Origin of the sequence: Candidatus Nitrospira allomarina, assembly GCF_032050975.1 — a bacterium.
Taxonomy (GTDB): Bacteria; Nitrospirota; Nitrospiria; order Nitrospirales; family UBA8639; genus Nitrospira_E; species Nitrospira_E allomarina.
Map to the genome: position 1 here is coordinate 3818415 of NZ_CP116967.1, position 22075 is coordinate 3840489.

Below are 22075 nucleotides of genomic sequence, written 5' to 3' on the forward strand. Positions count from 1 at the left end.
TAGAATTTTCGCCTTACGTTTACACAGAGGAGAGACATTTACAGTTGGGCAACGAAGAAAAGTCTATGAGCAGAGCTCATGCAGTGTTTAAGCGGTTGTCAGGAGGTTTTCAAAGTGGAGTTTCGCATCGATTGAAGCCATTTTGCAGCCCCAACCCCCGCAGCATGGCCACTGGTAAAACAGGCAGTCAAAAGATAGCCACCGGTGGGGGCTTCCCAATCCAGCATCTCTCCGGCACAAAATACTCCCGGCAAGGTACGAATCATCAGTCGCTGGTCCAAGACTTCGAAGGTCACTCCGCCAGCCGTGCTAATCGCTTCCTCTAACGGACGGGGAGCGACGAGACGCACGGGCAGCGATTTGATGGCCGACCCGAGCAGCACGGGGTCGGCAAAATCTTGTTTTGACACACATTCCCTCAGAAGGCCGGCTTTTACCCCTGAAATACCAACCCGGCGCTGTAAGTGGCTAGCCATCGAGCGTGAACCACGCGGCCGTGATAACTCTGCAATGAGCCGCGACACATCACGGTCGGGCGCCAGATCCAATCGAAGAAGCGCCGTGCCTGTTTTCACGATCTCGTCGCGTAACCATGCCGAAATCGCATAAATCACTCCTCCCTCAAGACCGGTCTCCGTCAGAACGAATTCGCCCTGTTGCCGGAACTCAACACCCTCGTGAGTGGTTCCCGCAACGGCAACCGGCTTCACGGGATGGCCGGCGTAACGATCGCGGAGGTGCGGACTCCAAGCAACATCAAACCCACAATTCGCGGGCTTTAGTGGTTCAATGTGAACACCACGCCCGGCGAGCAACGGCACCCACGCCCCATCTGAGCCGAACCTGGACCAACTGCCACCACCCAACGCCAACACCACCGCATCAGCAGAAACGTCACGATCGCCTTGCGGCGTGGCAAACCGTAGGGATCCGGTCTCGGTCCATCCAACCCAGCGATGCCGAACGTGAATCGCCATACCGTGCCGTCGCAAACGGCGCAGCCACGCCCGCAAAAGAGGTGCGGACTTAAGGTCCTTGGGAAACACTCGGCCGGATGTTCCGATAAACGTCTCAACACCTAGTTCATGAGCCCACTCGCGTAATGCATCCGGGCCAAATCCGGCGAGTAACGATTGGAATTGTCCCTGCCTGGTCCCATATCGTGCAAGAAATCTCTCCAATGGTTCAGAATGCGTCAAGTTGAGCCCACCCTTCCCCGCTAGCAGAAATTTTCGACCGACGGAGGCCATGGCGTCATACAGGTCCACGCATGCGCCCTCGGCAATCGCCGCCTCAGCAGCCATCAGACCGGCCGGCCCCCCGCCAATCACGGCAATTTTCATTGTTCCCTGTTTCAACATCATGTCAGACCGGCACCAAGGTGAAAGTCAAAAGGTTTTCTCACGTGATGATTGTCGATTGTCCTCTCTGAGTATGAATTTTGGATCTAGCCTGATCCATAGTCCCCTAAAAGGAAATTCTCCAAACCCATTCCTTTGATCAATAAAGTGAATTGCCGAAGAGAACGGTTTTATTTAAGATAGCGTCAGCGCATTCATAAGAATCACATCTCCCCTAGTAGACTTCACAAAACAGGAGGCCGGAACACATGGAGCAGGAAGAAATTCGACAATTGTGGGCCGACGGTGAGGATTGGATCATCAAGCGCCAGCACCATCAATATTTCTATCGTCCGGATGGAAAATACGGAGACTGGAAGCCGGGACTTCCTCCCGGCGTGGTAAAGCCGGACGTCGATACCCTCTTCGATGATTAAACGATAGGCTCTCCATTATCATTTGAACCGGAATTCCCATATCTCAAAATATTTCTTTTCAATTGAATAACCATTCCAGAGAGAGTCCCCCACAACCCCTATGCGAATTTCCGGACGTATCATTGGTCTGCTCAAGGAATACATGCATGACTTGGTCGAACAAGCCAAACAGGAGGAAGCCGCACATGCCAGCTTCGGATTTGCTTCCCAACCCTATCGGGCTGACGAGGCAATTTCGGATCTTCTGGCTATTTTGGATGACCGTATTGAATCAGAAGGCGTCCAGGTTGGCCTTCCCATCGAGTTCCTTCATCAGATGTGGACACTGTGCAATAAGGCAACCACGCAAATTTCGGAAACCGTCTGGTTGAGAAAAAATCTTGATCAGGGTACCGGGTCGAAAGCGGAAGTCCGGCAACTCACCTACCATGCCCTCATTGCATTCCTGGAGTCTCAGCCCGAAGAAGGCGAGTCGGGAGATGCGACTCCAAACTGAATGGCTAACCAGCCATCCCGCCTCCTGACATGGCGGGGACGCCATCCGCACCCTTCAGACTGCCGGACAATCTCAGATTCATCTTCCTCCAGCAGCCCGGATACCACCAACTGCGTGTGCGGACCCCGCATCCTGGCAAATTGATCGATGACGTGAAGTATCGTTCTGCGATCCAGGTTGGCAAGAATGACATCAAAAGATTGAGCCGGAAGCCCGGCCAACTGGCAAGAGGAAAGCGTCAATGCTTCTTGAAAGTTATTCACCACCGCGTATTCCCTGGCACAGTCGAGCGCCGTCGTATCCACATCAATACCCAGCGCACTGGTCGCTCCCAGGCGCAAGGCGGCCATCGCAAGGATCCCGCTCCCCGTCCCCACATCCAGCACCCTCATGCCTGGAAGCCACATGACTCCTTCCAACCATTCGAGAATCATTTGGGTGGTGGCATGATGCCCGGTCCCGAACGCCTGCTTGGGATCGATAATCAATTCCACTCCATCCTCGGGCATCTCCATAGTGGCCCAACTCGGGCGTATGCCAATGCGACGGCCAATGCGAATGGGCTGAACGGACGCGGCCCATCTGGCATTCCAATCCTGAGCCTTCACCGGATGAAACCGCAGAGCTCCTTCCGGAAGAGCCACACCCAACACACTGAACGCCGCCCGGACCTGCTGAAGAATCTCTGCTCCATTCTTACTCCAATACAGCACGGTGGCTCCCTCCGCTTCCCAGGCTCCAAGAAATTCCTGGCAATCGAGAATCCCTGCTAACTCAGCGGCATCCACGGAAATGGGAATGGTGATTTCAAAGGCAGCCGCATCCATAAGAGCTATTCCATCGGCAAACGGTTTCTAAAAGTACGCGACTCCTGCCACCCAATCCTTAGCGGAACGTCACCAAAGGCTCCCTTCAAATCGGCGCCAGCCATAAGGGAACAAGGGGGTCGTTGAGGGCTCTGTGCCATGAGAACGTGCCTGCCTGGTTGGTTCACCAGGCACCTCACGACATTCCACGTTATTGACGGGATCACGCAGAGCGGCTAATGTCCGCAGGCCCTATGAAACGCACCACCACTGATAGACGAGAACAGGCGATTCTTCGCCTTATTCACCGCACCGAGCGGATGCAGGCGAAAGGCAAAGTCGCCAGCCGGCAATTCAGCCGATGGAGAATGGGAACATTCCTAGCGGGAGCCGCCATCACGATCGGTGTGTATCAACAAGCCTGGTTTCATACCGGCAATGGTCTCCTGCTCCTCTTCCTCATTGGATTTCTCACTATATCCTGGTTTCACCAGCGATTGAAATCCCGATTGCATCGATTACAGCTCTGGTTGGAAATCAAAAAAGACAGCCTGGCTCGACTGCAACTTGATTGGCCACACATATCCGCCTACGAACACCGGGCCCCTGAGCGACATCCGTTCGCCATAGACCTCGACCTCACGGGTCCGCATTCCTTACTGAACCTGATCGACACCACCTTTTCCTCCATAGGTCAGCACCGCGTCGCCACCTGGCTTTTCCAGTCCAATCTTCCTGAACCGGACGGTCTATCATGGACAACCAGGCAGACATTGGTGAAAGAACTTACTCCACTCTCCCGTTTGAGGGATCGCTGTCTTTTAGCCAACCGGCTCATTAGCTCCGATCGGCTGAATGGAACCCGCATTCTTTCCTTGCTCGAAGCACCCGTCTCCATCAGGCATCTGCCAATGATTATCTTCGCAGCCTGTGCGCTGACAAGCCTCACCATCGCGCTGGGACTCTGGACGCTCCTCACGGGAGCCCCGAATTTTTGGCTGCTCCCCCTGGTCTTTTATATCGGAACCTATTTTCTCCTATCCGGATCCATCCACCCGCTTTTCGGCCGGGTGCTCACCCTCCATGAGGAACTAGAAAAACTTGTCAGCGTGATTAGGGAACTTGAACGATCCCCATTCCTTCATCAACTAACCATGCGGCAGATCTGCCAGCCCATTTTGACTCAACAGAATCGTCCGACCCAGAGCTTGAAACAGCTCAGTAGGATCTGTCAGGGGCTCAGCGTCAAAGCCCATCCGCTAGTGCATTTAGGCCTCAATGCCCTGGTACCCTGGGATCTGTGGTTTGTCGGAAAACTCAATCGCCTCATCTCCCGGCTTCGCACGACACTTCCCGACTGGCTGGATACCATTGGGACAATGGATGCCGCCGGTGCCCTCGCGCGTTATGCCTATTTAAATCCCGATTACCTCTGGCCACAACTCGAAATCACCAATACCACCCCGGACACACAAGGATTGACCGCAAGCAGCCTCGGCCATCCGCTTATTGCCCGCACGCATCGCGTTACCAATGATTTGGAGTTACGAGGGGAAGGCCATCTCCTTCTGGTGACCGGCTCAAACATGTCTGGAAAAAGCACCTTTCTCCGAACGGTCGGTATCAATTTGTGTCTGGCTCAGGCGGGTGGCCCGGTGTGCGCTAAAATTTTTTCCTGGACCTGGATGCGTCTCTTTTGTTGCATACGAGTCACGGATGCCCTGGATGAAGGCTTGTCGTATTTTTACGCCGAGGTCAAACGCCTGAAAGTAATTCTGGAGGCAGTGGAAAGCACCAATCCTCACCCGGTCCTCTTTCTCATTGATGAAATCTATCGGGGCACTAATAACCGCGAACGGCTGGCCGGAAGCGAAGCCTTTGTGCAGGCCCTTCAACAAAGCCGTGGACTGGGTATGATTTCAACCCATGATTTGGAACTCACAGGATTGGCCAGTGGAAACGGGCATATCCGGAATGCCCACTTTCAGGAAACCGTTGAAGCAGGCACGTTGCATTTCGATTATCGACTACGACCGGGACCCTGCCCGACCACCAATGCACTCCGGATCATGGCCCAGGAGGGGCTCCCTGTCCCACCTGGTCATGCCACAAATCCACAAGCCCCAAAATAGAGGGCTGCACACTCTCAAAAATGCTTACCGCCAGTTGCAAAAAATCTACCTTTATCATCATGCTAAAATTTCCTGGTAAGCCATCTGATTTCACATTGTCATTCTGAGCCACGGCGAAGAATCTGGTTCCAAACCGAACAGCCTCAAGGCCTAGAGAGATCCTTCGGTTCCCTCAGGATGACAGAGGTAGAATGGTAGCGCCACCGAAGAACGAAATGGAAAGACGGGAGGGACAGAGCAGTCGCACAAAAACCCCGAAAAAAACAATGCAAACCGGAATTTAAGGAGTGATGAGACGAACTTCGCTTTGAGCCTGATCGGTTTTGGAACCGGTGGAAGTCCCGCAATGGGCACAGAGGTATTCATAGAGACTTCCGGTAGGGAGCACTAAAAGGAGGCGTTCACGGGCTGGCGTCGCGGTCTGACATTTCGGACAAAACAGCAACGACGCTCGAAGCGATTCAAATTGCTTGGGTGAGCCTGGAGGAGCCGGTGAACGAGCGCCAGCCATCCGTGGCGTTGGTCGGGGACCCGTAGGAAATGGTGGTCTAGGCATATGCAGATCTTAGCGAAGGGCCTTAGTCCGGTCAAGATTGCTTCGTAGCATTACAAAAAACCATGTTACATGACTCAACATTTCAAATCACACCACTCATGTTTCTGACCAATCCGCAGAATCTCCCGGCCGCTGAATCCGATCACTGGGGATCCACTCCTCGCCGCTTGGCAATTTCTTGCGCGATAATCGCCTGCCAGCCTTGATTAAATAAGTCTCGCGTGGCCTGTATCGTGGGAATCGGAAGGGGCCCGGCTTCATGGGCCAACCGGAGTTGCTCAAAATTATCCATCATGAGCGTCAACTGCTTGGCCGTAAACTCATTCGTGCGATCGCTCTGTGCGCGCAATCGTAGGGAGCGAAGCTCGACAAGATAATTCTGATAAAAAACCTGATCCCACGAATAGAGAGCCTGCGATTCCCCAGCATGGGTTTCAAGTCTGGTTAAAAAACCATCCATTTTTTTTTGGAGCGATGTTGCCGTCCGATCCATCTCCGGATCATAAGAAGAATTCAACGTGACGTGGCAACCAACCAGCCCCAGTTGCAAGCAAGCCAAAGCCAGGAGAATCCGGCGAACAGCAAATGCGGAGGAAAATGTCATAATGTCAGATACCATGGAGAATTCACCTTTTTTGTTGAGATTCCAGGTGGGAATCGCTTGCCGGACAGGACTTTTATGCGCCCCGTTCCGTTCTTGTCAGATTAACGACATTGCCAGGCCATGAAACATTCGGACCTGAATCTATTGTACTCACCTGCGTCCATTTGTCTAGCAGGCTCCGATGACAGAACCGACCCTCACTTCACTCTAGTCAACGACCACCCAGGATTGGTGTGTTCGAGGCTACCGCAAATGCTACACATGATCCAGCCAGTGAATGGGATGCTCGCCATGGCGGTGAGGGGCTCCATCCCCCCTTCGCACTGGGTCCTCACTCTAGTCGAATATTATCCACGTACAGGGAAAATTCTTCCTTTGGGCCTATGGCAAAGAGCATCACATTCCTGATCGCGCCAAGATCCAATTCCCGTCCAAGCGGGGCGTGGCGAATGTCATCCAAGAGAATGTGAATATGGTTGAGGCCTGGCGAAATTATGACGGCTTGATTAAACCGATCCGCATATTCGTGAGTATGATGAGCATCATTAATTCGAATGTTCAGCGATCGCGCGACGGGCAATTCGGAGTACACCTCAACGCCGAAATGCGAATAGCCTCGCCAATCCGGATAGGGCTCCTCAAGGCGAATACCCGGATAGTGTGCCGGGTAACACACCATGTGTCCCACGGTATCGACCTGTGACTTCTTCCAGCCTGAGGGCGGAGGAACGATCTGAACGGCACAGTCCCTCCCTTTAAGAAACATCATTTCCCATTCGGAAGAAAACTGAACGAGTGAAGGGAATCTGGTAGCCCGGTCCCCATAAGCATAGGTCCAGACAGCCACCGGACTCAGGGCTATCACCACGAGCAACCCGACTCCGGCATGAACCATGTGTTTTCTTGGAGCCAACCGCCATGTGGCAACACGTCCGGTAAATCTTGGATCGTACGTGACAGAAAATCCCAGGGCAGCCACAGCTCCCGAAACATCCCGCCAAAGGTCTGACCATTCCGCAAAACGACTGGAACTGAACGATTGCACTCCTTCGGTCAATACACCCAGAGTCACGGCTCCAATAAAAGCCGTGCCATATTGTCTACCCACAGACCAACCTCGGGACTCACCAAGCTGTCGCGCCAGATACAACAGGAGGATGGCCACGCCACCAAACAATGGAAAATGACAAAAGTCGTAGAAGGCTTTCAGGAGAATGGTATGAGAGGGAACGGGAATCCAAAGGAGGGCAATACCACCAATGAGGGCCAGCACCAGACCAGGGGCCATGAAGCGGGATCGCATGGATCGCTGATTGAATTTCTCGCCTGTCTGGTCTGTCACAACCTGCTCGATCAAGCCAGACTCACGACGGAGACGATGTCGGCAGACGGCACACCGTTTCGGAAAAAAATCGGTTTGGATGTGTGGGCGGAGATCCGTTCGCCCGGCAAAATGATGCCGACCAGATTTAACGGATCGGCGGCCGATAGTCGAATCTCTTGCGCCCCGGCTTGAATATCACGGCGTACCGCCCGCAACGATTCCACCGCATCCGGCAATGCGAACTGTTCCCCCGTAAACCCATTCACAAACCGGCCACCCCGCATCTCACCCCGCCATTCCAGCTTTCGGTATTGCACCAACAGTTCCCGCCAGGTCACCGGCAATGATTCCCGTTTGAGCAGATCCCGAAAGACCACCCCATACCGATGCGCCAATTGCCTGGCCCATTGCTCATGCGGGTGAGGAAGAACTTGCGGTTCCTCATCATGTGCCCCAGGATCGCCCCGGAACAGATCCCAACGCCCGACGCTGTGCCCCGGCCGTCGCGCGCGATCCTTGCCCTCGGCCCGCCGGCGTCGAGGATCAAGCAGGGCCCGCATGGGATCAAACCCGTCAGCGGTTACCAACCCTGTGGCCACCAGTTCCCACAAGGCCTGCTCCACTTCCGCGGGCAGATGTCCCGTTCGACCGGTCAGATCCGCAAAAAAACATGCACCACGACGATCCAGACAGTCACAAACGGCTTGTGCCACGCCACTCAGATGCACCCCCCCTCCAAGCAGCCCTGCAGATGCTCCAGGTTTGGCCACACTCAATATCCAACTCACATCCTGCCGTCGCAAAAAACTAATGGGAGCCAGCCTGGTCGGAGTCAGCGGCCGGAATGCCGGAACGGCCGCACCAGCATCTAAGGTAAAGGCGTCTGATCCCTGTCCTGTCCCTACCACAGGCAAGAGGGTGGCTTTGCTTTCCGGAGGGGTCAGGCGTCCCCAGGCCACTTCCCCCCGCAGACACAAAAGATCCAACCATTCAGGTTTGTAGTGGGCCAGGCGGGTCGTGAAAAGCGAAGATTCCCACGCCGAAGCCGGCGCTTCAAATCCTGCCAACTGGTGAATCACTTCACGTAGCCCGGCTTCTCCGTGCAATTCTGTCCCAGGTGCTCGATGCTGCCATCGAAAGAGAAACCGCATAAAATCCGATGCGGCGACCGGCTCGATTTCCCGGCGCAAAGACGTGACCGTACGCCGATGAATACGAGCCAGAAGACTCCGGTCACACCATTCTTCTTCGACTGCATGGTTACCATTACTCTGTTCTACTCTCATCGGGGAGCCGGTCAAAGAATCAATTTGGGAGGAAGGACGAAAATGACCTCGAAGGACCTGACCTTCTCCTTCCAATTGCAAGAGAGCCTGCTGCACGAGTCGCGCAGGCACATTCAATCTCCGGGACAATTCATCAGCAGTCACCGGACCGACGTGCGGCATCCAGCCTTGCACGACATCGCGTGCAGCAGATGCTGACGTGATCGATGCATCTCCCACAGATAAGGCACGTGTATCCTGTAGACCGGCCACCACCTTTGCCTCCGGGAACAAGGCCTGAAGACGCGTCAGATGTTCTCTGGTGGTCCAACCCTTAACGGCTTTCGTTTCCGGAAGTCCCTCAACCGGCACCCGCAACAGCAGGAGACGGCCACACGACAGTAACGCATCACCCATCTCATGCCACGACTCACCCATGGCGAATGGCAACCATCCCAGAACCTGAAGCACATCGAACAGTTCATCGGCATCACGAACGACCGGCCAGGCTTCTTCAACCACCACATCAATCGCTACCGCATCCAATGTCCCGATGTTCCCGTCAAAGGCAGAGGACGAGGTCCGGCGAAGATTCACGGCACGCGCGCGTCGTTCTTCCAGGGGCGCATCATCCAGGAATGCATAGGGATTGGCATTTAAAATCTCATGGGCAAACATCGAAGGCACAGGTGATTCGACCACCCGCACCTGAATCTCCTGATTCTCGATCCGCTCAAGCACCTGGCGAAGGCCCTCCAGATCCATAGCCTCCGTCAAGCAATCATGCAGCGTTTCCTGTACTAACTGATGATCCGGCACCGGAATATCCCCAACATGGTTATCGCCACAGGCGGCAGCCATCGGAAACGCGGCCGCCAATAAATCTTCCGCCCGCATGCGCTGAAGATGCACCGGCACACGCTTGCCGTGTTGAAATCGCAACAGCGCCAACGCACGGGTCACATTCCATCGCCAGCGTGTGAGAAAAAGCGGAGTCGCCAGCGTGGCTTGGATGAGCACTTCCCGCACCGTGTTGGGATGCACAAATCCAAAAATGGCTTCTAATGGAAAACTATGCTGCTCACCAAGCGACAGCACCAACCCGTCATCGGTTGCCGCCGCCTGCAATTCAAAATCAAAATTCACACAAAATCGTTTGCGTAACGCCAGCCCCCATGCGCGGTTGACCCTGCCACCAAACGGCGCATGCAACACCAGTTGCATCCCCCCGGCTTCATCAAAAAACCGTTCCGCAATCACACAGGTCTGCGTCGGGACACCTCCGAGAATCTGTGTCCCTTCGGCTACATAAGCCAGCAATTGATCGGCACCCCCCGCATCAACTCCGCAAGCTTCATAGAACCAAAGCCGCGCGGTCTCATCTCCGGGAACGGCCCCCTGTTTAAGCAACTGAAAGATCTGCTCCCGCACGTCGGCCACGGCCTGAGATAATTCCAGCGATCGGGACGGCGCTTCCCCTCGCCAGAAAGGAATGTTGGGCGGAGCACCATGTGCATCTTCCACACGAACTTTCCCGGTTTCAATTCCACGAATACGCCAGGAGGTCGTACCCAGCAGCATAATATCTCCAGCCAGACTCTCAATCGCGAAGTCTTCGTCTACTGTCCCCACCACGGTTCCATCAGGTTCCGCCACGACCTGATAGGTCGCCGTTTCAGGAATCGCTCCACCGGAGGTTAACGCGGCCAATCGCCCTCCACGTTTCGGCCGAAGCCGGCCTTCATGACGGTCATAGCTCATTAACGCATACAGCCGTCTGCGCCCCGGCACAAATCCTTCGGCCACCACCTGCAACAAGGACTCAAAGCTCTCCCACGTTAACTCCCGATACGGATAGGCCGACCGGCACAATGCAAAGAGATCACGTGCATTCCATTCCTGCGCCGCGACCTCTGCAATGATTTGTTGAATCAAAATATCCAGTGGGGCAGAGGGAATCTCAATGGTTTCCAATTGACCCTGCCGGATCGCCCGGACCACCGCAGCACATTCGACTAATTCATCCCGGGTCGTACAAAACAGTCGTCCCTGGGGAACCGCCCCCACCTGGTGCCCTGCCCGCCCCACCCGCTGAAGACAGGTGGCAATCGCGCGAGGCGATCCGATCTGACACACCACATCAATACAACCGATATCGATACCCAACTCTAAGGACGCGGTCGCCACCATCACCTTAATCCGACCCGTCTTTAATCGCTCTTCCGCATCCAAACGGAGCTTGCGTGACAAACTGCCATGATGGGACGCCACCTGGTTCTCGCCTAAACGTTCTTCCAGATGATGCGCGACACGTTCTGCCAGCCGGCGCGTATTCACAAACACCAGGGTCGAACGATGGGGCCCGGCGATGTCGGCAATCCGATCATAGATCTCCGACCAAATGGCATTCGTGGCAATCGCACCCAATTCATCTTTCGGGACTTCCACTTGCAGGTCCAACTGCCGACGATGGCCGATATCCACAATGTGGCAATGGGACGAGTCAAAGAGCGAGGGCTGCTGAGCCTTCGCGCGATGGGCAGATTCACCCAATAAAAAATGCGCGACTCTCTCCAATGGTCGCTGTGTAGCGGACAGGCCGATGCGCACCAACCGCCGGGAGGTCACGGCATCCAACCGCTCCAGAGACAGCGCCAGATGTGCCCCACGTTTGTTGGGTGCGAGGGCGTGAATTTCATCAACAATCACCGTATGCACACCGGTCAGGAGTTCCCTGCTTCGCTTGGCCGTCACCAGAAGAAACAACGACTCCGGTGTGGTCACCAAAATGTGAGGCGGGTGCTTAAGTTGTTGCTGGCGTTGCGCAGGAGGCGTATCTCCGGTTCGGACCTCTACCCGAATCCTCGGTCCCAAAAATCCGGCAGAGAGAGCCAACTCGCTAATCTCAGCCAATGGCAGTTCTAAATTTTTGTGAATGTCATGACTCAGTGCCCGCAGGGGGGACACATAGACGACCTGGATGCCATCCTCCAATTCTCCGCCAATCGCCTGCCGCAGTAAATGATCGATGCATGTAAGAAAGGCCGCCAGCGTTTTCCCTGAGCCGGTGGGTGCGGAAATCAACGCATGCTGTCCGGAATGAATGGCGGGCCAACTGGCCCTTTGTACATCGGTCGGTGCCCCGAGTTTCGTCGTAAACCATTCTTGAACAACCGGATGGAAAGAATTCAGCGGCATAAAATCGCCCATGTCCTCAAGCGGTGGACGTCACAGATGAAGTGGAAGGAAAAAACATATTGTACCTAGGCATTTCCAGCAAGAACAAACATGAGCCGGGACGACGGAAAGTACAGGTAAGACGGGACAACTATGCTCATTATGTCATGCGCTAAAGCTTCTTCCTAGGCGCACTGCAAAGTATCTCTCCCTCCTTCCTGATCGAATGGAACCCTTTCGAAAACGACAACCCAATCCCATTTTCAAACGTGCTTCATCTCCCGCCAAAAAGCCTGGAAAGCATTCAATCGCCCAGGTTCCGACTTGCTCTTCACGTTCAGTCATGACTCGGCGGAATACTCGCTGAGGATATGGGGATTGGACATTTTCTCATGGTATTTTGAGGAATACTCTTTATAATAAGGTAAATGGAAGTCCGAATAGATCAATGAAATAATGATCAAACAAAAGTCTGTATTGCTATACATTCTTTTAGCGTGTTTGGTGTATGGCAGCGTTGAAGGCATTTCCTACCTCGGCTTGTTGCTCCTCCAAGGCAAGGGAGTGAGCTATCAACCCCTGGCTTCCCGGCTTTCTCAGGAACAAAAGCAACTTATTCAACACCGCATTGAAGACAGCGTCCCTCTCAGTGGCCACCACCCCGTTTTGGGCTGGGCACCCAAACTGCACTCTCACTCGAAGGATGTCAGAATTAACTCTCAAGGGATCAGAGCAGATCACGATTTTGCTCATGTTATTAATCCGGAAGTCGTAAGAGTCTCGGCATTCGGCGACTCATTTACATTCGGAGAGGAAGTCGCGAACGAGGATACATGGGAGCATCAATTGGAAGAGCAGAATCCTCGCATTGAGGTCCTGAATTTTGGCGTCGGGGCGTATGGGTTGGATCAGGCGTATATGCGGTATATGGAGGACGGAATTTCGTTTAAATCTGACATCGTCCTCATTGGATTTATGTCTGAAAACATCTATCGCAATTTGAATGTGTTCCGTCCGTTCTACCACTCTTCCTATGCGACGAATTTCTATACCAAACCACGGTTCCTCCTTGCAAACGATAGCCTTGTACTCCTCAACAATCCCTTAAGGACCACCAGCGACTATTGGCGTCTAGTCAGAAACGATGAGGCCGTCCTCCGAGAAATCGGGAACCATGATTATTTTTATCAGATAAAATATATGGCGGGACCAATGGATCTGCTGCCTTTCATGCGCCTCCTAAAGATTGCCACACGGAGTGTGAAGGAAAAGCTCAATCCGGTGGTGACACCTGAAGGGTCTTATGCCGTCAATTCAGAAGGCTTCCGCCTCACCACAAGACTACTTGAGGAGTTCTATTGTGCGGCACTCCAGCATGAATCCTTACCTGTCATTATCATCTTTCCTGACCTGGGCGATTTCAGTAGGCATCGCAGCCACCAGGGGAAACGGTATGAACCACTGTTGAAGCAATTACACATAAAAGGATTTCGTGTTCTAGACATATTAGATGCATTGGTTGCCTTTGACTCTGCGCTGCCGACAGATCGACTCACGGTTGGCCAGTGGGGGCATTACTCTCACCTCGGGAATTCAATTGTCGCCACCTTCCTCCAAGACTATTTGAACAACGAGAAATTAACGGTCAGAGATAACGTAAAGAATCTCGTTCGCGCAGCCTGCACCACAAACCATTGCTGTCCGAACTCCCCTCCTCGAAAATTCACCACAACCGATTGACGGGATTCTGAAAAACCTACCAGTCTCATCATGACATGTCCGCCAAAAGCGGATGTATGTTTTGCAGATGTGACCTTTCCAGCCGAAGGAGAGGAAAACTCGAAACGGCTTGCAGACTGAGGCATGCAAAACATTGGTGAAAGTCATTTCGATCGCCGCGCTGCGCGGGCGATTCCTCTTATCATTCCGCGAAAGACCAGTTCATGCACCGGCCAAATCCCATACCAATACACCAAACCTCCCAGACCAATGGGATCGAAGCTGGCTGTCTGCGTAATTCTCGAGCCGGCATCCCCAGGTTCCACCAGATACTCGAGCCAGGCGCGTCCGGGCAATTTCATTTCGGCAAAGAGCCGGAGACGCCTCCCCGGCTCGATAGCCTCCACCCGCCACCAATCCACCACGTCCCCCACCCGCAACGCTTCCGGATCCCGCCGACCACGACGAAGGCCTACCCCTCCCACCAATAAATCCAACCAGCCCCGGAGCGCCCACAGCCAATCGGCAAAGTACCAGCCTGTCCGCCCGCCGATCCGTTGAATCGGGCGAAACGCGTCAGGGGTGGAGACAGGCACCTGCACCGTGCGCACATCATGCAGCCGATTGCCGAATCGCCCCCCCCCATATTGCCGCACGTTCCCTGACGCAGAAAGCGCATCCGACCAACGCGATTCCGCAAGCTCCCGGTCTTCATTGCGTAACGCGTGCGCAATGGCTTCCCGCACACTGATGGGTTCGATTGCATACAAACGTCTCGCAGAATGGTCGCGAACCACGGTCGGATATTTAATGCTTTGGATGAGCTTACGCCCGACACGCGCATACAACGGCGTGACAAGACCAAGCCATAGGCTCGACAGTCGCGGCGTGAGAACAGGCACCGGAATCATGATCCGCCGCAATCCGCGCTGGTGAGCATATTCCCGCATCAAATCCCCATACGACACAATATCGTCCCCACCGATTTCCACAATCAGGCTTTCCAGAAGTGGCACATCAAGAGAGGCAATCAGATAGGCCAGCACATCATTGATCGCGATGGGTTGGGCGGGAACATGAACCCAGCGAGGCGTCAGCATCACCGGCAACCGCTCAACCAGAGTACGGATCATTTCAAATGACAAACTTCCAGAGCCGATCACGATCGACGCCCGCAATTCCACGACCGGCACACCGGATTGACGAAGGATTTCCCCTACTTCATGCCGGCTCCGCAGATGAGGAGATAACGATTCACTGTCGTCCCCAAGCCCCCCAAGATAAATGAGGCGATTCAGGCCGGCGGACCAAGCGGCTTTGCCGAAATTCCGCGCTGCGATACGGTCAGCTTCCTCGAAACCTCCGGACGCCCCCATGGAATGCACAAGGTAATAGGCCACTTCCACTTCACTCATAGCGGTCGCCAAGCTGGCCGGGTCAAGCACATCACCGGCAATGACCTCCGTGCCGGGACCGACCCCATCTTTCAAAAACTCGGGCCGTCGCGCAAGGCACCGTACGTTCCTGCCATGCTGCTCCAGCCGAGCTAGCAGTCTCCCGCCCACATATCCTGTCGCTCCTGTCAGAAGAATTTTCATGTGTCACCTTTCGAGCATTCACTATCCTAACAGGAAATGTGGCGTCCAAAGAGAAGAAGTGTAAAGCACCCGCACAATATAGCCAAAAAAGACCTCAACTTGAGATGAAGGGTTACCGAAGACGAGTGCCTCATGGCCTGGCGAGGCCCTTCGATTTTCTCAGGATGACATCGTCGACGATAGGGAAGACCATGCAATCAAGGCCTGGAATTCTACACATCAGATCTTCTTCGACTCCGAAGAAATCTGCCGTGCATAGAAGAATGAAGGGGGCTATAATAACAATATCCCAGTGAAACCCTGACGCTTAGGCATTCAACCATACAAAGGTTGTGAGCATGGCCACCAAACTCTATTCGATGCAGGACACGACCTTTTTCGCCGATTCCGCCCGCACGCTTGCACACGCCGGAGCAGACCGGTTAGCGATTGAAGAACCGCTTGAAATTCGACTCGAGTATTGGGCCGACGGCCAGCCTCATCGGAAAAGCATTTCGATTACCATGCGCACTCCCGGACACGATCCGGAGCTGGCTGCGGGATTTTTGTTTACCGAGGGCATCATTACTGAATGGAACGACATCAAACAGATTCGTTCATGTGGACCATTCGTCGAAGGGCAGGACTTTCAGAATATTATGCGGGTCAAGCTGCACTCCACGGTGCCGGTAAAAACCGCGACGATGGACCGGAATTTTTATACCACCTCCAGTTGCGGCATCTGCGGCAAAACTTCCATCGAGGCCCTCAAAATTAACAATCCATTTGGCCAAAACATTAAAATTCTGACTTCCCCTTCCGTCACACAAGATATGTTATTCTGCCTGCCGGAACGCATGGCCGGGCAGCAACAGCTCTTTAAGGAAACGGGGGGCTGTCATGCTTCCGCTTTGTTTGATGAAAAGGGCGCGTTGCTCTGTCTGCGGGAAGATGTCGGACGGCACAATGCCCTGGATAAAGTTCTTGGGTGGGCCTTGATGAATAACCATCTTCCCCTGCATCACCATATGGTGCTGGTGAGCGGTCGGGCCAGTTTTGAACTCATGCAGAAATCCGCCATGGGCGGTATCCCGTTGGTCGCCGCCGTGGGCGCACCCTCCACACTCGCGGTGCAGATGGCACAAGAATTCAACATGACCCTGGTGGGGTTTTTAGACCATCAACGCATGACGGTCTATCACGACTCCGGACGCATTCAAACCCACCAGGCTCCACAACCAGAGGACACAGGTGGACGAACAACGCGACATACCGGAAGCCCCGTCAACCCCGACGTGGAACATCCCGATCGAAGATGGCCACGACCTTAAACTTGACGCGCCCTCCACGTGCGCCGGCGGCATCCCCGCCATTCTCACTTCCCTCAAACATACCACGCACGAACTGGGTTTCATCCGAGGTGGCCAGGCCCTCCTCAAGGTTAATCAAAAGCAAGGATTTGATTGCCCGGGCTGCGGCTGGCCCGATCCGGATGGAGCCAGGGCCATCACCGAGTTTTGTGAAAACGGCGTCAAAGCCGTCGCCCATGAAGCCACGACCAACGTCATCACCAAAGAATTTTTCCAACGATATTCCCTTGAGCAACTGGGCAGGCAATCGGATTACTGGTTAGGACAGCAGGGACGCCTCATCCGTCCGATGATCAAACGGGCTGAGGATACACATTATCATCCCATCTCCTGGGACAACGCGTTTGACACCATCGCCGGGCACCTCAAAGACCTCGACGATCCCAACGAAGCCATCTTCTATACCTCCGGGCGCACCAGCAACGAAGCCGCCTTCCTCTATCAACTCTTCGCGCGACTCTATGGCACCAACAACCTGCCCGATTCCTCCAATATGTGTCACGAGTCCAGCAGCGTGGCGTTAAAAGAAGTCATCGGCATCGGCAAAGCCACCGTCACGCTCGACGATTTCGACAAGGCCGACGCGATCTTTATCCTGGGACAAAATCCCGGCACCAACCATCCGCGTATGCTCGCCACTCTACAAAAGGCCGCCAGGCGAGGCTGCCAGATCGTCAGCATCAACCCGCTTCCCGAAGCGGGCACGACCCGGTTCATCCATCCGCAGGAAGTCACCCGCTGGCTGGGCCAGGGAACTCCAATCGCCACACTGTTTCTCCCCGTCAAAATCAACGGCGACGTGCCGCTGCTCAAAGGCATCATGAAGGAACTGCTCATGCGGGAAGCCAGGCAGCCGGGCTCCATCCTCGATCTGCCGTTCATTCAACACTGCACCGAAGGCTTCGACCACTTCGCCACCGTCCTCCTGAATCTGTCATGGGAGAAAATTGAGGAAGGCAGCGGCATTACACGCGAGGACATTCAAAAAGCGGCGGATATTGCTGCACAAGCCAACAGTATCATCTGCACCTGGGCCATGGGCATGACCCAACATAAAAACGCCGTGGCCAACATGCAGGAAATCATCAACTTTCTCCTGCTGCGGGGCAACATCGGAAAACCAGGCGCAGGCCCCTGCCCCGTCCGTGGGCATAGCAATGTGCAGGGCGATCGCACCATGGGCATCACCGAAAACCCCTCTCCTGAATTTCTGGATCGCCTCGAAAAGGTCTGTCACTTTCAGCCACCCACTAAAAGAGGATATGACGCGGTGCGAGGCATCAAGGCCATGCATGCAGGAAAAGCCCAGGTCTTCATCGCCCTCGGCGGCAACTTTCTTTCGGCCACGCCGGATACAGCCTATACCGCACAGGCGCTTTCACGCTGCCGCCTCACGGTCCACATCTCCACCAAACTCAATCGGGCCCACCTTGTCACCGGAACCGAGGCCCTGATCCTGCCAGCCCTGGGACGCACCGACAAGGATCTTCAAGATGACATCCCGCAATATGTTACGACGGAAAACACCATGGGTGTCGTCCAGACCTCACAGGGACGACTCGAGCCGGTATCCGAGTTCCTCAAAAGTGAAGTCGATATTATCGCCAGCCTCGCGAAGGCTACATTCAACAACAAAGAAGGGCCAGGGAACCACATCAACTGGGACGTACTGATTCACGATTACGATGAGATTCGTCATCTCATCAGTCAGGTCGTCCCCGGCCATGATCACTACACAGAACGGGTTAACAAACCCGGCGGTTTCTATCTCGCCAATCCGATCCGCGATGCCCGGCAATTTCCCACTCGGTCGGGCAAAGCGCAGTTCACCGTCCACCCGATGCCGGACATACACCTTGAACCGGATCAATTGCTCATGATGACCATTCGCAGTCACGATCAATACAACACAACCATCTATGGATTGGATGACCGATACCGGGGCATTCAAGCCGGACGACGGGTGGTATTCATGAATGAGCGCGATATGGAGGAGCGTTACTTAGCGAAAGGAGACCTGGTGGATATCGTCAGTCACCACAAAGGCCAGACACGAACAGCACCACATTTTGTCGTGGTCCCCTACCCTATCCCCCGTACCTGCACGGCGACCTATTTCCCCGAAGCCAACGTGCTCATCCCCATCGACAGCGTGGCAGACAAAAGCAACACGCCGACCTCCAAATCCATCGTTGTCACTATCCATCCCACCACACTCATTCCTCCTTCCCACACTTAGACGGTCAAACACACAAGAGCCCTTTAAAAGGTTTTCATTCTGATGTTTCCGAAGGATCCGGCTCGGCCTTAAGCGGTTCGCATTGGGCAAAGGTGTTCCCTAGCCGGAAGTAGACCGATTCCAGGCGGCCAAACGGAAGTATATGATTTTGGTGGCCTCATCGAACATGAAATAGACCTCGTCTACAAAACCCAAGAAAAAACTTTGAGGCTCCGGTTCATCGCGCCCGTGTGCGACGTTTCCTATTTCTTCTTCCTCGCCTTCGAATTCATGGGTGAGCCGTTGTTGGGAGACATCCCCGCCTTTTCCAGGAGTTGATCTTTCCGTTTCATGACCTGCTCGTACAAACGGTCCCAGTCGATATCCCGCTTTTCTGCTTTGGGCAACATTTCTTCCTCTTCTTCTTTAATATGATGTTTGCACAATTCACCGAGTACGGAAACTTTGGCGTCATAACGTTCGGCGGCGGGCTTCATCTTTTTGAGTTCTCCGATAACAGCATGCACGACATGGTGCTCTTCGATCGCCTCATCCATAAGATCTCCGTCATTCATTTTCGGGCGGATGGCCGGATAGATGAGTTTCTCTTCCAACTCCGCGTGGATTTCCAGCTCCGTCAATATCGTGTCGACGATCTCTTGTTTCTCTTGGGCCTTATTTGTTTTTTCAAATTTTTTAAAAAGCCCTTTGACTTTTTTGTGGTCTTTTCGAAGCATGTCTGTGACTTGTGCTGCCTGAGCTTTCAGAGTCTTTGTGGCCATGGACGACTTCTCCTTTTAGTAATATTGTGAATTTATCACTCGCGCTATCTTTGTTATTGATCTATATCAGGAGAATGTCATCCGCCCAATGTATAAAACGCGTGAGGTGGCCTATCTTTTGTTCAAAGGCCTTGAGGATCTGCAATTCCCGACAGCCTATGCTTTGCGAGCGGTGGGTCTCTTTCGTCTGCGTGAGGTGGTGCATTGGGAAGAATAGCGCCTCTCCCTCCCCTTCCATTTCTCTTTGAAATAAGTCATCCTTTGTAAGGAATGGGATCCAAGATTGAGGAATGCATTCACAATCAACATCTTGTTTGTCTATACTGTGAGGATGGCGCTTCCTTCCGATTTATCCTTTTCCGATTCTCTGAAGAGTGATCGGCGACAGGCTTTCTACGAACACCATAAACGTATCGCTCTGGCCATGATTCTTATCGTGTTTTTGCTCCCCTTGATCGGGGTGTTCATGAGTGGATTGTCCGGGGCCATATCAGGGGTCGTGATTTCCGTGTTGTCTTTTTATCTGACACCCTACGCCTTATTGAAACTGGGACAATGGTTCGTCCACTCCTGATGCCCGGTCCCAATGAGCCAGGGTGCCATCTTTCAACAATGGAAAATATTCGGCAGGGTTGGGCAAAGCAAATAATCTGTACCTGAATTGTTAATCGGGTGCTTTGATGGGGGTTTACAGTTTCCCCTTCCCGACTTTTACATTGGAGGGGGAGTAGGAGATCGAAAGGAGCCTGCGGTTGGGCTTTGGGTGCTGAAGTAGCGCGTTGTTTCCTGTTTAATAATCTTTGCCAATAACAGCAATCCGATGAGATTCGGAATGGCCATCATGCCGTTCATGACATCGGACACATTCCAAACCAATTCCAATCTGGACGTGGCACCGACCAGGACCACCGTCACAAAGATCACGCGGTAATACACGATGGCCCCCGGCCCCATCAGATACTCAATGGCTTTCTCCCCATAATAATTCCATCCGATCAAGGTCGAATAGGCAAATAGGGTAATGGAGAGGGTGACAATGAGTTCTCCCGTGTGGCCCAGGGTTTCCCCGAAACTTGCGCTGGTAAGTTGAGCCGCATCAACACCGTGTGTCCATGGAGTCGCGGTCAGGATAATCAACGCCGTCATACTGCAGACGACCAGGGTATCAATGAAGGTCTGCGTCATACTGACCAGTGCCTGCCGGACCGGATCGTCTGTCCGTGCGGCGGCGGCGGCAATGGGCGCGGAGCCCAAACCGGATTCATTCGAAAACACTCCTCTTGCTAACCCATAGCGCATGGCGGCGGCCATCGTGGCACCGGCAAACCCGCCTCCTGCCGCAATCGGGTTCCAGGCGTGATAGAGGATACTCGCGAAAGCCTGTGGAATCTCCGTCACATGCAGGGCCAGGACGACCAGGGCTGACGTGACATACCCCACGATCATGAATGGCACCAGCACCGAGGTAAACCGGCCAATGGATGTAATGCCGCCCAATATCACAAGCCCGGTCATTCCCATCAACACCACGCCGGTGACCCAGGGTTGGACCTGAAAGGTCGACTCAAGAATGCCGGCCACGGCATTGGCCTGCGTCATGTTGCCGATGCCAAACGCCGCACAGGCCGTGAACAAAGCAAAGAACCAGCCTAACCAGGGCAGCCCGGCACCGTTGGCTAGATAATACATGGGCCCGCCACGCATCCCGTATGCCCCCTGCTCACGGTATTTCACCGCCAGCACAGCTTCGCCATATTTGGTGGCCATGCCCACCAGGCCGGTCATCCACATCCAAAAGACGGCACCGGGCCCGCCGAGCGTGATCGCGGCGGCCACGCCGACAATATTTCCGATGCCCACAGTGGCTGATAAGGCCGTCATGAGCGCCGCGAAATGGCTGATGTCGCCATTGCCACCCGGTTCTTTGTGAAAAATTAATTTCAGGGCATGCGGCAGGACACGAAACTGCAAGCCCTTCAACAGTATGGTCAGATACAACCCGGTGCCGACCAACAGAAGCAACATGGGCGGACCCCACACCCATCCGGCTATGGTTGCTACGAAAGATTCAAAGAAGTCCATGGGGCCTTCTCCAATAGCGGAAAGGTCTGAGATAAGGGCTCGAAGAGATTCTCATCAGCAATGGCACGCCCACCTCTGACACGGCATAGGCGGCGGAATTGTTTGCAGGAAATAAACAGTGAAACGTCGTGCGTTGAACTGTCAGGAACGGGAAAGAGGAATAATTGCGAGGCACCGCTTATTCTACCAA

17 protein-coding genes are annotated in these 22075 nt (G+C 54.0%); 8 read left to right on the top strand and 9 right to left on the bottom strand.

Translation table 11 applies throughout. The features are described from left to right. Positions 1–98 precede the first annotated feature (98 nt). Complete coding sequence (locus PP769_RS16875) at positions 99–1364, bottom strand: TIGR03862 family flavoprotein (protein WP_312642334.1); 1266 nt, start codon at positions 1362–1364, stop codon at positions 99–101. Between the two features lie 245 nt (positions 1365–1609). On the opposite strand from PP769_RS16875, the gene PP769_RS16880 reads away from it, so the two are divergent. Further along, positions 1610–1777, top strand: coding sequence for a hypothetical protein (locus tag PP769_RS16880; RefSeq protein WP_312642336.1), 168 nt, complete (start codon positions 1610–1612; stop codon positions 1775–1777). 100 nt (positions 1778–1877) lie between these two features. Further along, complete coding sequence (locus tag PP769_RS16885; protein WP_312642338.1) at positions 1878–2273, top strand: hypothetical protein; 396 nt, start codon at positions 1878–1880, stop codon at positions 2271–2273. Here PP769_RS16885 and PP769_RS16890 read toward each other — a convergent pair. Further along, positions 2231–3100, bottom strand: a complete 870-nt coding sequence (locus PP769_RS16890) for a 50S ribosomal protein L11 methyltransferase (protein WP_312642340.1) — start codon at positions 3098–3100, stop codon at positions 2231–2233. The genes PP769_RS16885 and PP769_RS16890 overlap by 43 nt on opposite strands. Before the next feature lie 233 nt (positions 3101–3333). Here PP769_RS16890 and PP769_RS16895 point away from each other — a divergent pair, with 233 nt between their 5' ends. Then, entirely contained in the window at positions 3334–5211 is a 1878-nt protein-coding gene (locus PP769_RS16895) for a MutS family DNA mismatch repair protein (protein ID WP_312642342.1), read from the top strand. A 280-nt stretch (positions 5212–5491) separates the two neighbouring features. On the opposite strand, the gene PP769_RS16900 is transcribed toward PP769_RS16895, so the two are convergent. From PP769_RS16900 to PP769_RS16915, 4 genes are all read right to left on the bottom strand, one after another. Then, positions 5492–5767 carry a hypothetical protein gene (locus tag PP769_RS16900; protein ID WP_312642343.1) on the bottom strand — a complete coding sequence of 92 codons (276 nt, stop codon included), beginning with the start codon at positions 5765–5767 and terminating at the stop codon, positions 5492–5494. Between the two features lie 142 nt (positions 5768–5909). Next, on the bottom strand, positions 5910–6386 hold the full coding sequence (locus tag PP769_RS16905) for a hypothetical protein (protein ID WP_312642345.1): 477 nt from the start codon (positions 6384–6386) through the stop codon (positions 5910–5912). A 316-nt stretch (positions 6387–6702) separates the two neighbouring features. Continuing rightward, positions 6703–7728: a VanZ family protein gene (locus PP769_RS16910; protein WP_312642347.1), complete on the bottom strand. Its 1026-nt coding sequence runs from the start codon at positions 7726–7728 to the stop codon at positions 6703–6705. Next, entirely contained in the window at positions 7725–12158 is a 4434-nt protein-coding gene (locus PP769_RS16915) for a DEAD/DEAH box helicase (protein WP_312642349.1), read from the bottom strand. The genes PP769_RS16910 and PP769_RS16915 overlap by 4 nt, the downstream gene beginning before the upstream one ends. A gap of 435 nt (positions 12159–12593) precedes the next feature. Here PP769_RS16915 and PP769_RS16920 point away from each other — a divergent pair, with 435 nt between their 5' ends. Continuing rightward, positions 12594–13877: an SGNH/GDSL hydrolase family protein gene (locus tag PP769_RS16920; protein WP_312642351.1), complete on the top strand. Its 1284-nt coding sequence runs from the start codon at positions 12594–12596 to the stop codon at positions 13875–13877. A 143-nt stretch (positions 13878–14020) separates the two neighbouring features. Here the strand turns inward: PP769_RS16920 and PP769_RS16925 are convergent, their stop codons facing one another. After that, complete coding sequence (locus PP769_RS16925; RefSeq protein WP_312642353.1) at positions 14021–15454, bottom strand: SDR family oxidoreductase; 1434 nt, start codon at positions 15452–15454, stop codon at positions 14021–14023. A gap of 338 nt (positions 15455–15792) precedes the next feature. On the opposite strand from PP769_RS16925, the gene fdhD reads away from it, so the two are divergent. Together fdhD and PP769_RS16935 are read left to right on the top strand one after the other, a co-directional pair. Then, the gene (gene fdhD / locus PP769_RS16930) at positions 15793–16764 is read left to right on the top strand and encodes a formate dehydrogenase accessory sulfurtransferase FdhD (protein ID WP_312642355.1); all 972 of its coding nucleotides are present in this window, start codon (positions 15793–15795) and stop codon (positions 16762–16764) included. Then, complete coding sequence (locus PP769_RS16935; protein ID WP_312642357.1) at positions 16685–19042, top strand: FdhF/YdeP family oxidoreductase; 2358 nt, start codon at positions 16685–16687, stop codon at positions 19040–19042. Before fdhD ends, PP769_RS16935 begins: the two co-directional genes overlap by 80 nt. A 242-nt stretch (positions 19043–19284) precedes the next feature. Here PP769_RS16935 and PP769_RS16940 read toward each other — a convergent pair whose 3' ends face one another. Further along, positions 19285–19803 carry a hemerythrin domain-containing protein gene (locus tag PP769_RS16940; RefSeq protein WP_312642359.1) on the bottom strand — a complete coding sequence of 173 codons (519 nt, stop codon included), beginning with the start codon at positions 19801–19803 and terminating at the stop codon, positions 19285–19287. 88 nt (positions 19804–19891) lie between these two features. Here PP769_RS16940 and PP769_RS16945 point away from each other — a divergent pair, with 88 nt between their 5' ends. Together PP769_RS16945 and PP769_RS16950 are read left to right on the top strand one after the other, a co-directional pair. Next, complete coding sequence (locus tag PP769_RS16945) at positions 19892–20020, top strand: hypothetical protein (protein WP_312642361.1); 129 nt, start codon at positions 19892–19894, stop codon at positions 20018–20020. A 114-nt stretch (positions 20021–20134) separates the two neighbouring features. After that, on the top strand, positions 20135–20377 hold the full coding sequence (locus PP769_RS16950; protein ID WP_312642363.1) for a hypothetical protein: 243 nt from the start codon (positions 20135–20137) through the stop codon (positions 20375–20377). 137 nt (positions 20378–20514) lie between these two features. Here the strand turns inward: PP769_RS16950 and PP769_RS16955 are convergent, their stop codons facing one another. After that, entirely contained in the window at positions 20515–21885 is a 1371-nt protein-coding gene (locus tag PP769_RS16955) for an alanine/glycine:cation symporter family protein (protein ID WP_312642365.1), read from the bottom strand. Positions 21886–22075: the final 190 nt, after the last annotated feature.

Coding starts and splice junctions, on each gene's coding strand:
- PP769_RS16875 (WP_312642334.1), bottom strand. CDS start 1,364: ATGATGTTGAAACAGGGAACAATGAAAATTGCCGTGATTGGCGGGGGG.
- PP769_RS16880 (WP_312642336.1), top strand. CDS start 1,610: ATGGAGCAGGAAGAAATTCGACAATTGTGGGCCGACGGTGAGGATTGG.
- PP769_RS16885 (WP_312642338.1), top strand. CDS start 1,878: ATGCGAATTTCCGGACGTATCATTGGTCTGCTCAAGGAATACATGCAT.
- PP769_RS16890 (WP_312642340.1), bottom strand. CDS start 3,100: ATGGATGCGGCTGCCTTTGAAATCACCATTCCCATTTCCGTGGATGCC.
- PP769_RS16895 (WP_312642342.1), top strand. CDS start 3,334: ATGAAACGCACCACCACTGATAGACGAGAACAGGCGATTCTTCGCCTT.
- PP769_RS16900 (WP_312642343.1), bottom strand. CDS start 5,767: ATGCCTAGACCACCATTTCCTACGGGTCCCCGACCAACGCCACGGATG.
- PP769_RS16905 (WP_312642345.1), bottom strand. CDS start 6,386: ATGGTATCTGACATTATGACATTTTCCTCCGCATTTGCTGTTCGCCGG.
- PP769_RS16915 (WP_312642349.1), bottom strand. CDS start 12,158: ATGCCGCTGAATTCTTTCCATCCGGTTGTTCAAGAATGGTTTACGACG.
- PP769_RS16920 (WP_312642351.1), top strand. CDS start 12,594: ATGATCAAACAAAAGTCTGTATTGCTATACATTCTTTTAGCGTGTTTG.
- PP769_RS16925 (WP_312642353.1), bottom strand. CDS start 15,454: ATGAAAATTCTTCTGACAGGAGCGACAGGATATGTGGGCGGGAGACTG.
- fdhD (WP_312642355.1), top strand. CDS start 15,793: ATGGCCACCAAACTCTATTCGATGCAGGACACGACCTTTTTCGCCGAT.
- PP769_RS16940 (WP_312642359.1), bottom strand. CDS start 19,803: ATGGCCACAAAGACTCTGAAAGCTCAGGCAGCACAAGTCACAGACATG.
- PP769_RS16945 (WP_312642361.1), top strand. CDS start 19,892: ATGTATAAAACGCGTGAGGTGGCCTATCTTTTGTTCAAAGGCCTTGAG.
- PP769_RS16950 (WP_312642363.1), top strand. CDS start 20,135: ATGGCGCTTCCTTCCGATTTATCCTTTTCCGATTCTCTGAAGAGTGAT.
- PP769_RS16955 (WP_312642365.1), bottom strand. CDS start 21,885: ATGGACTTCTTTGAATCTTTCGTAGCAACCATAGCCGGATGGGTGTGG.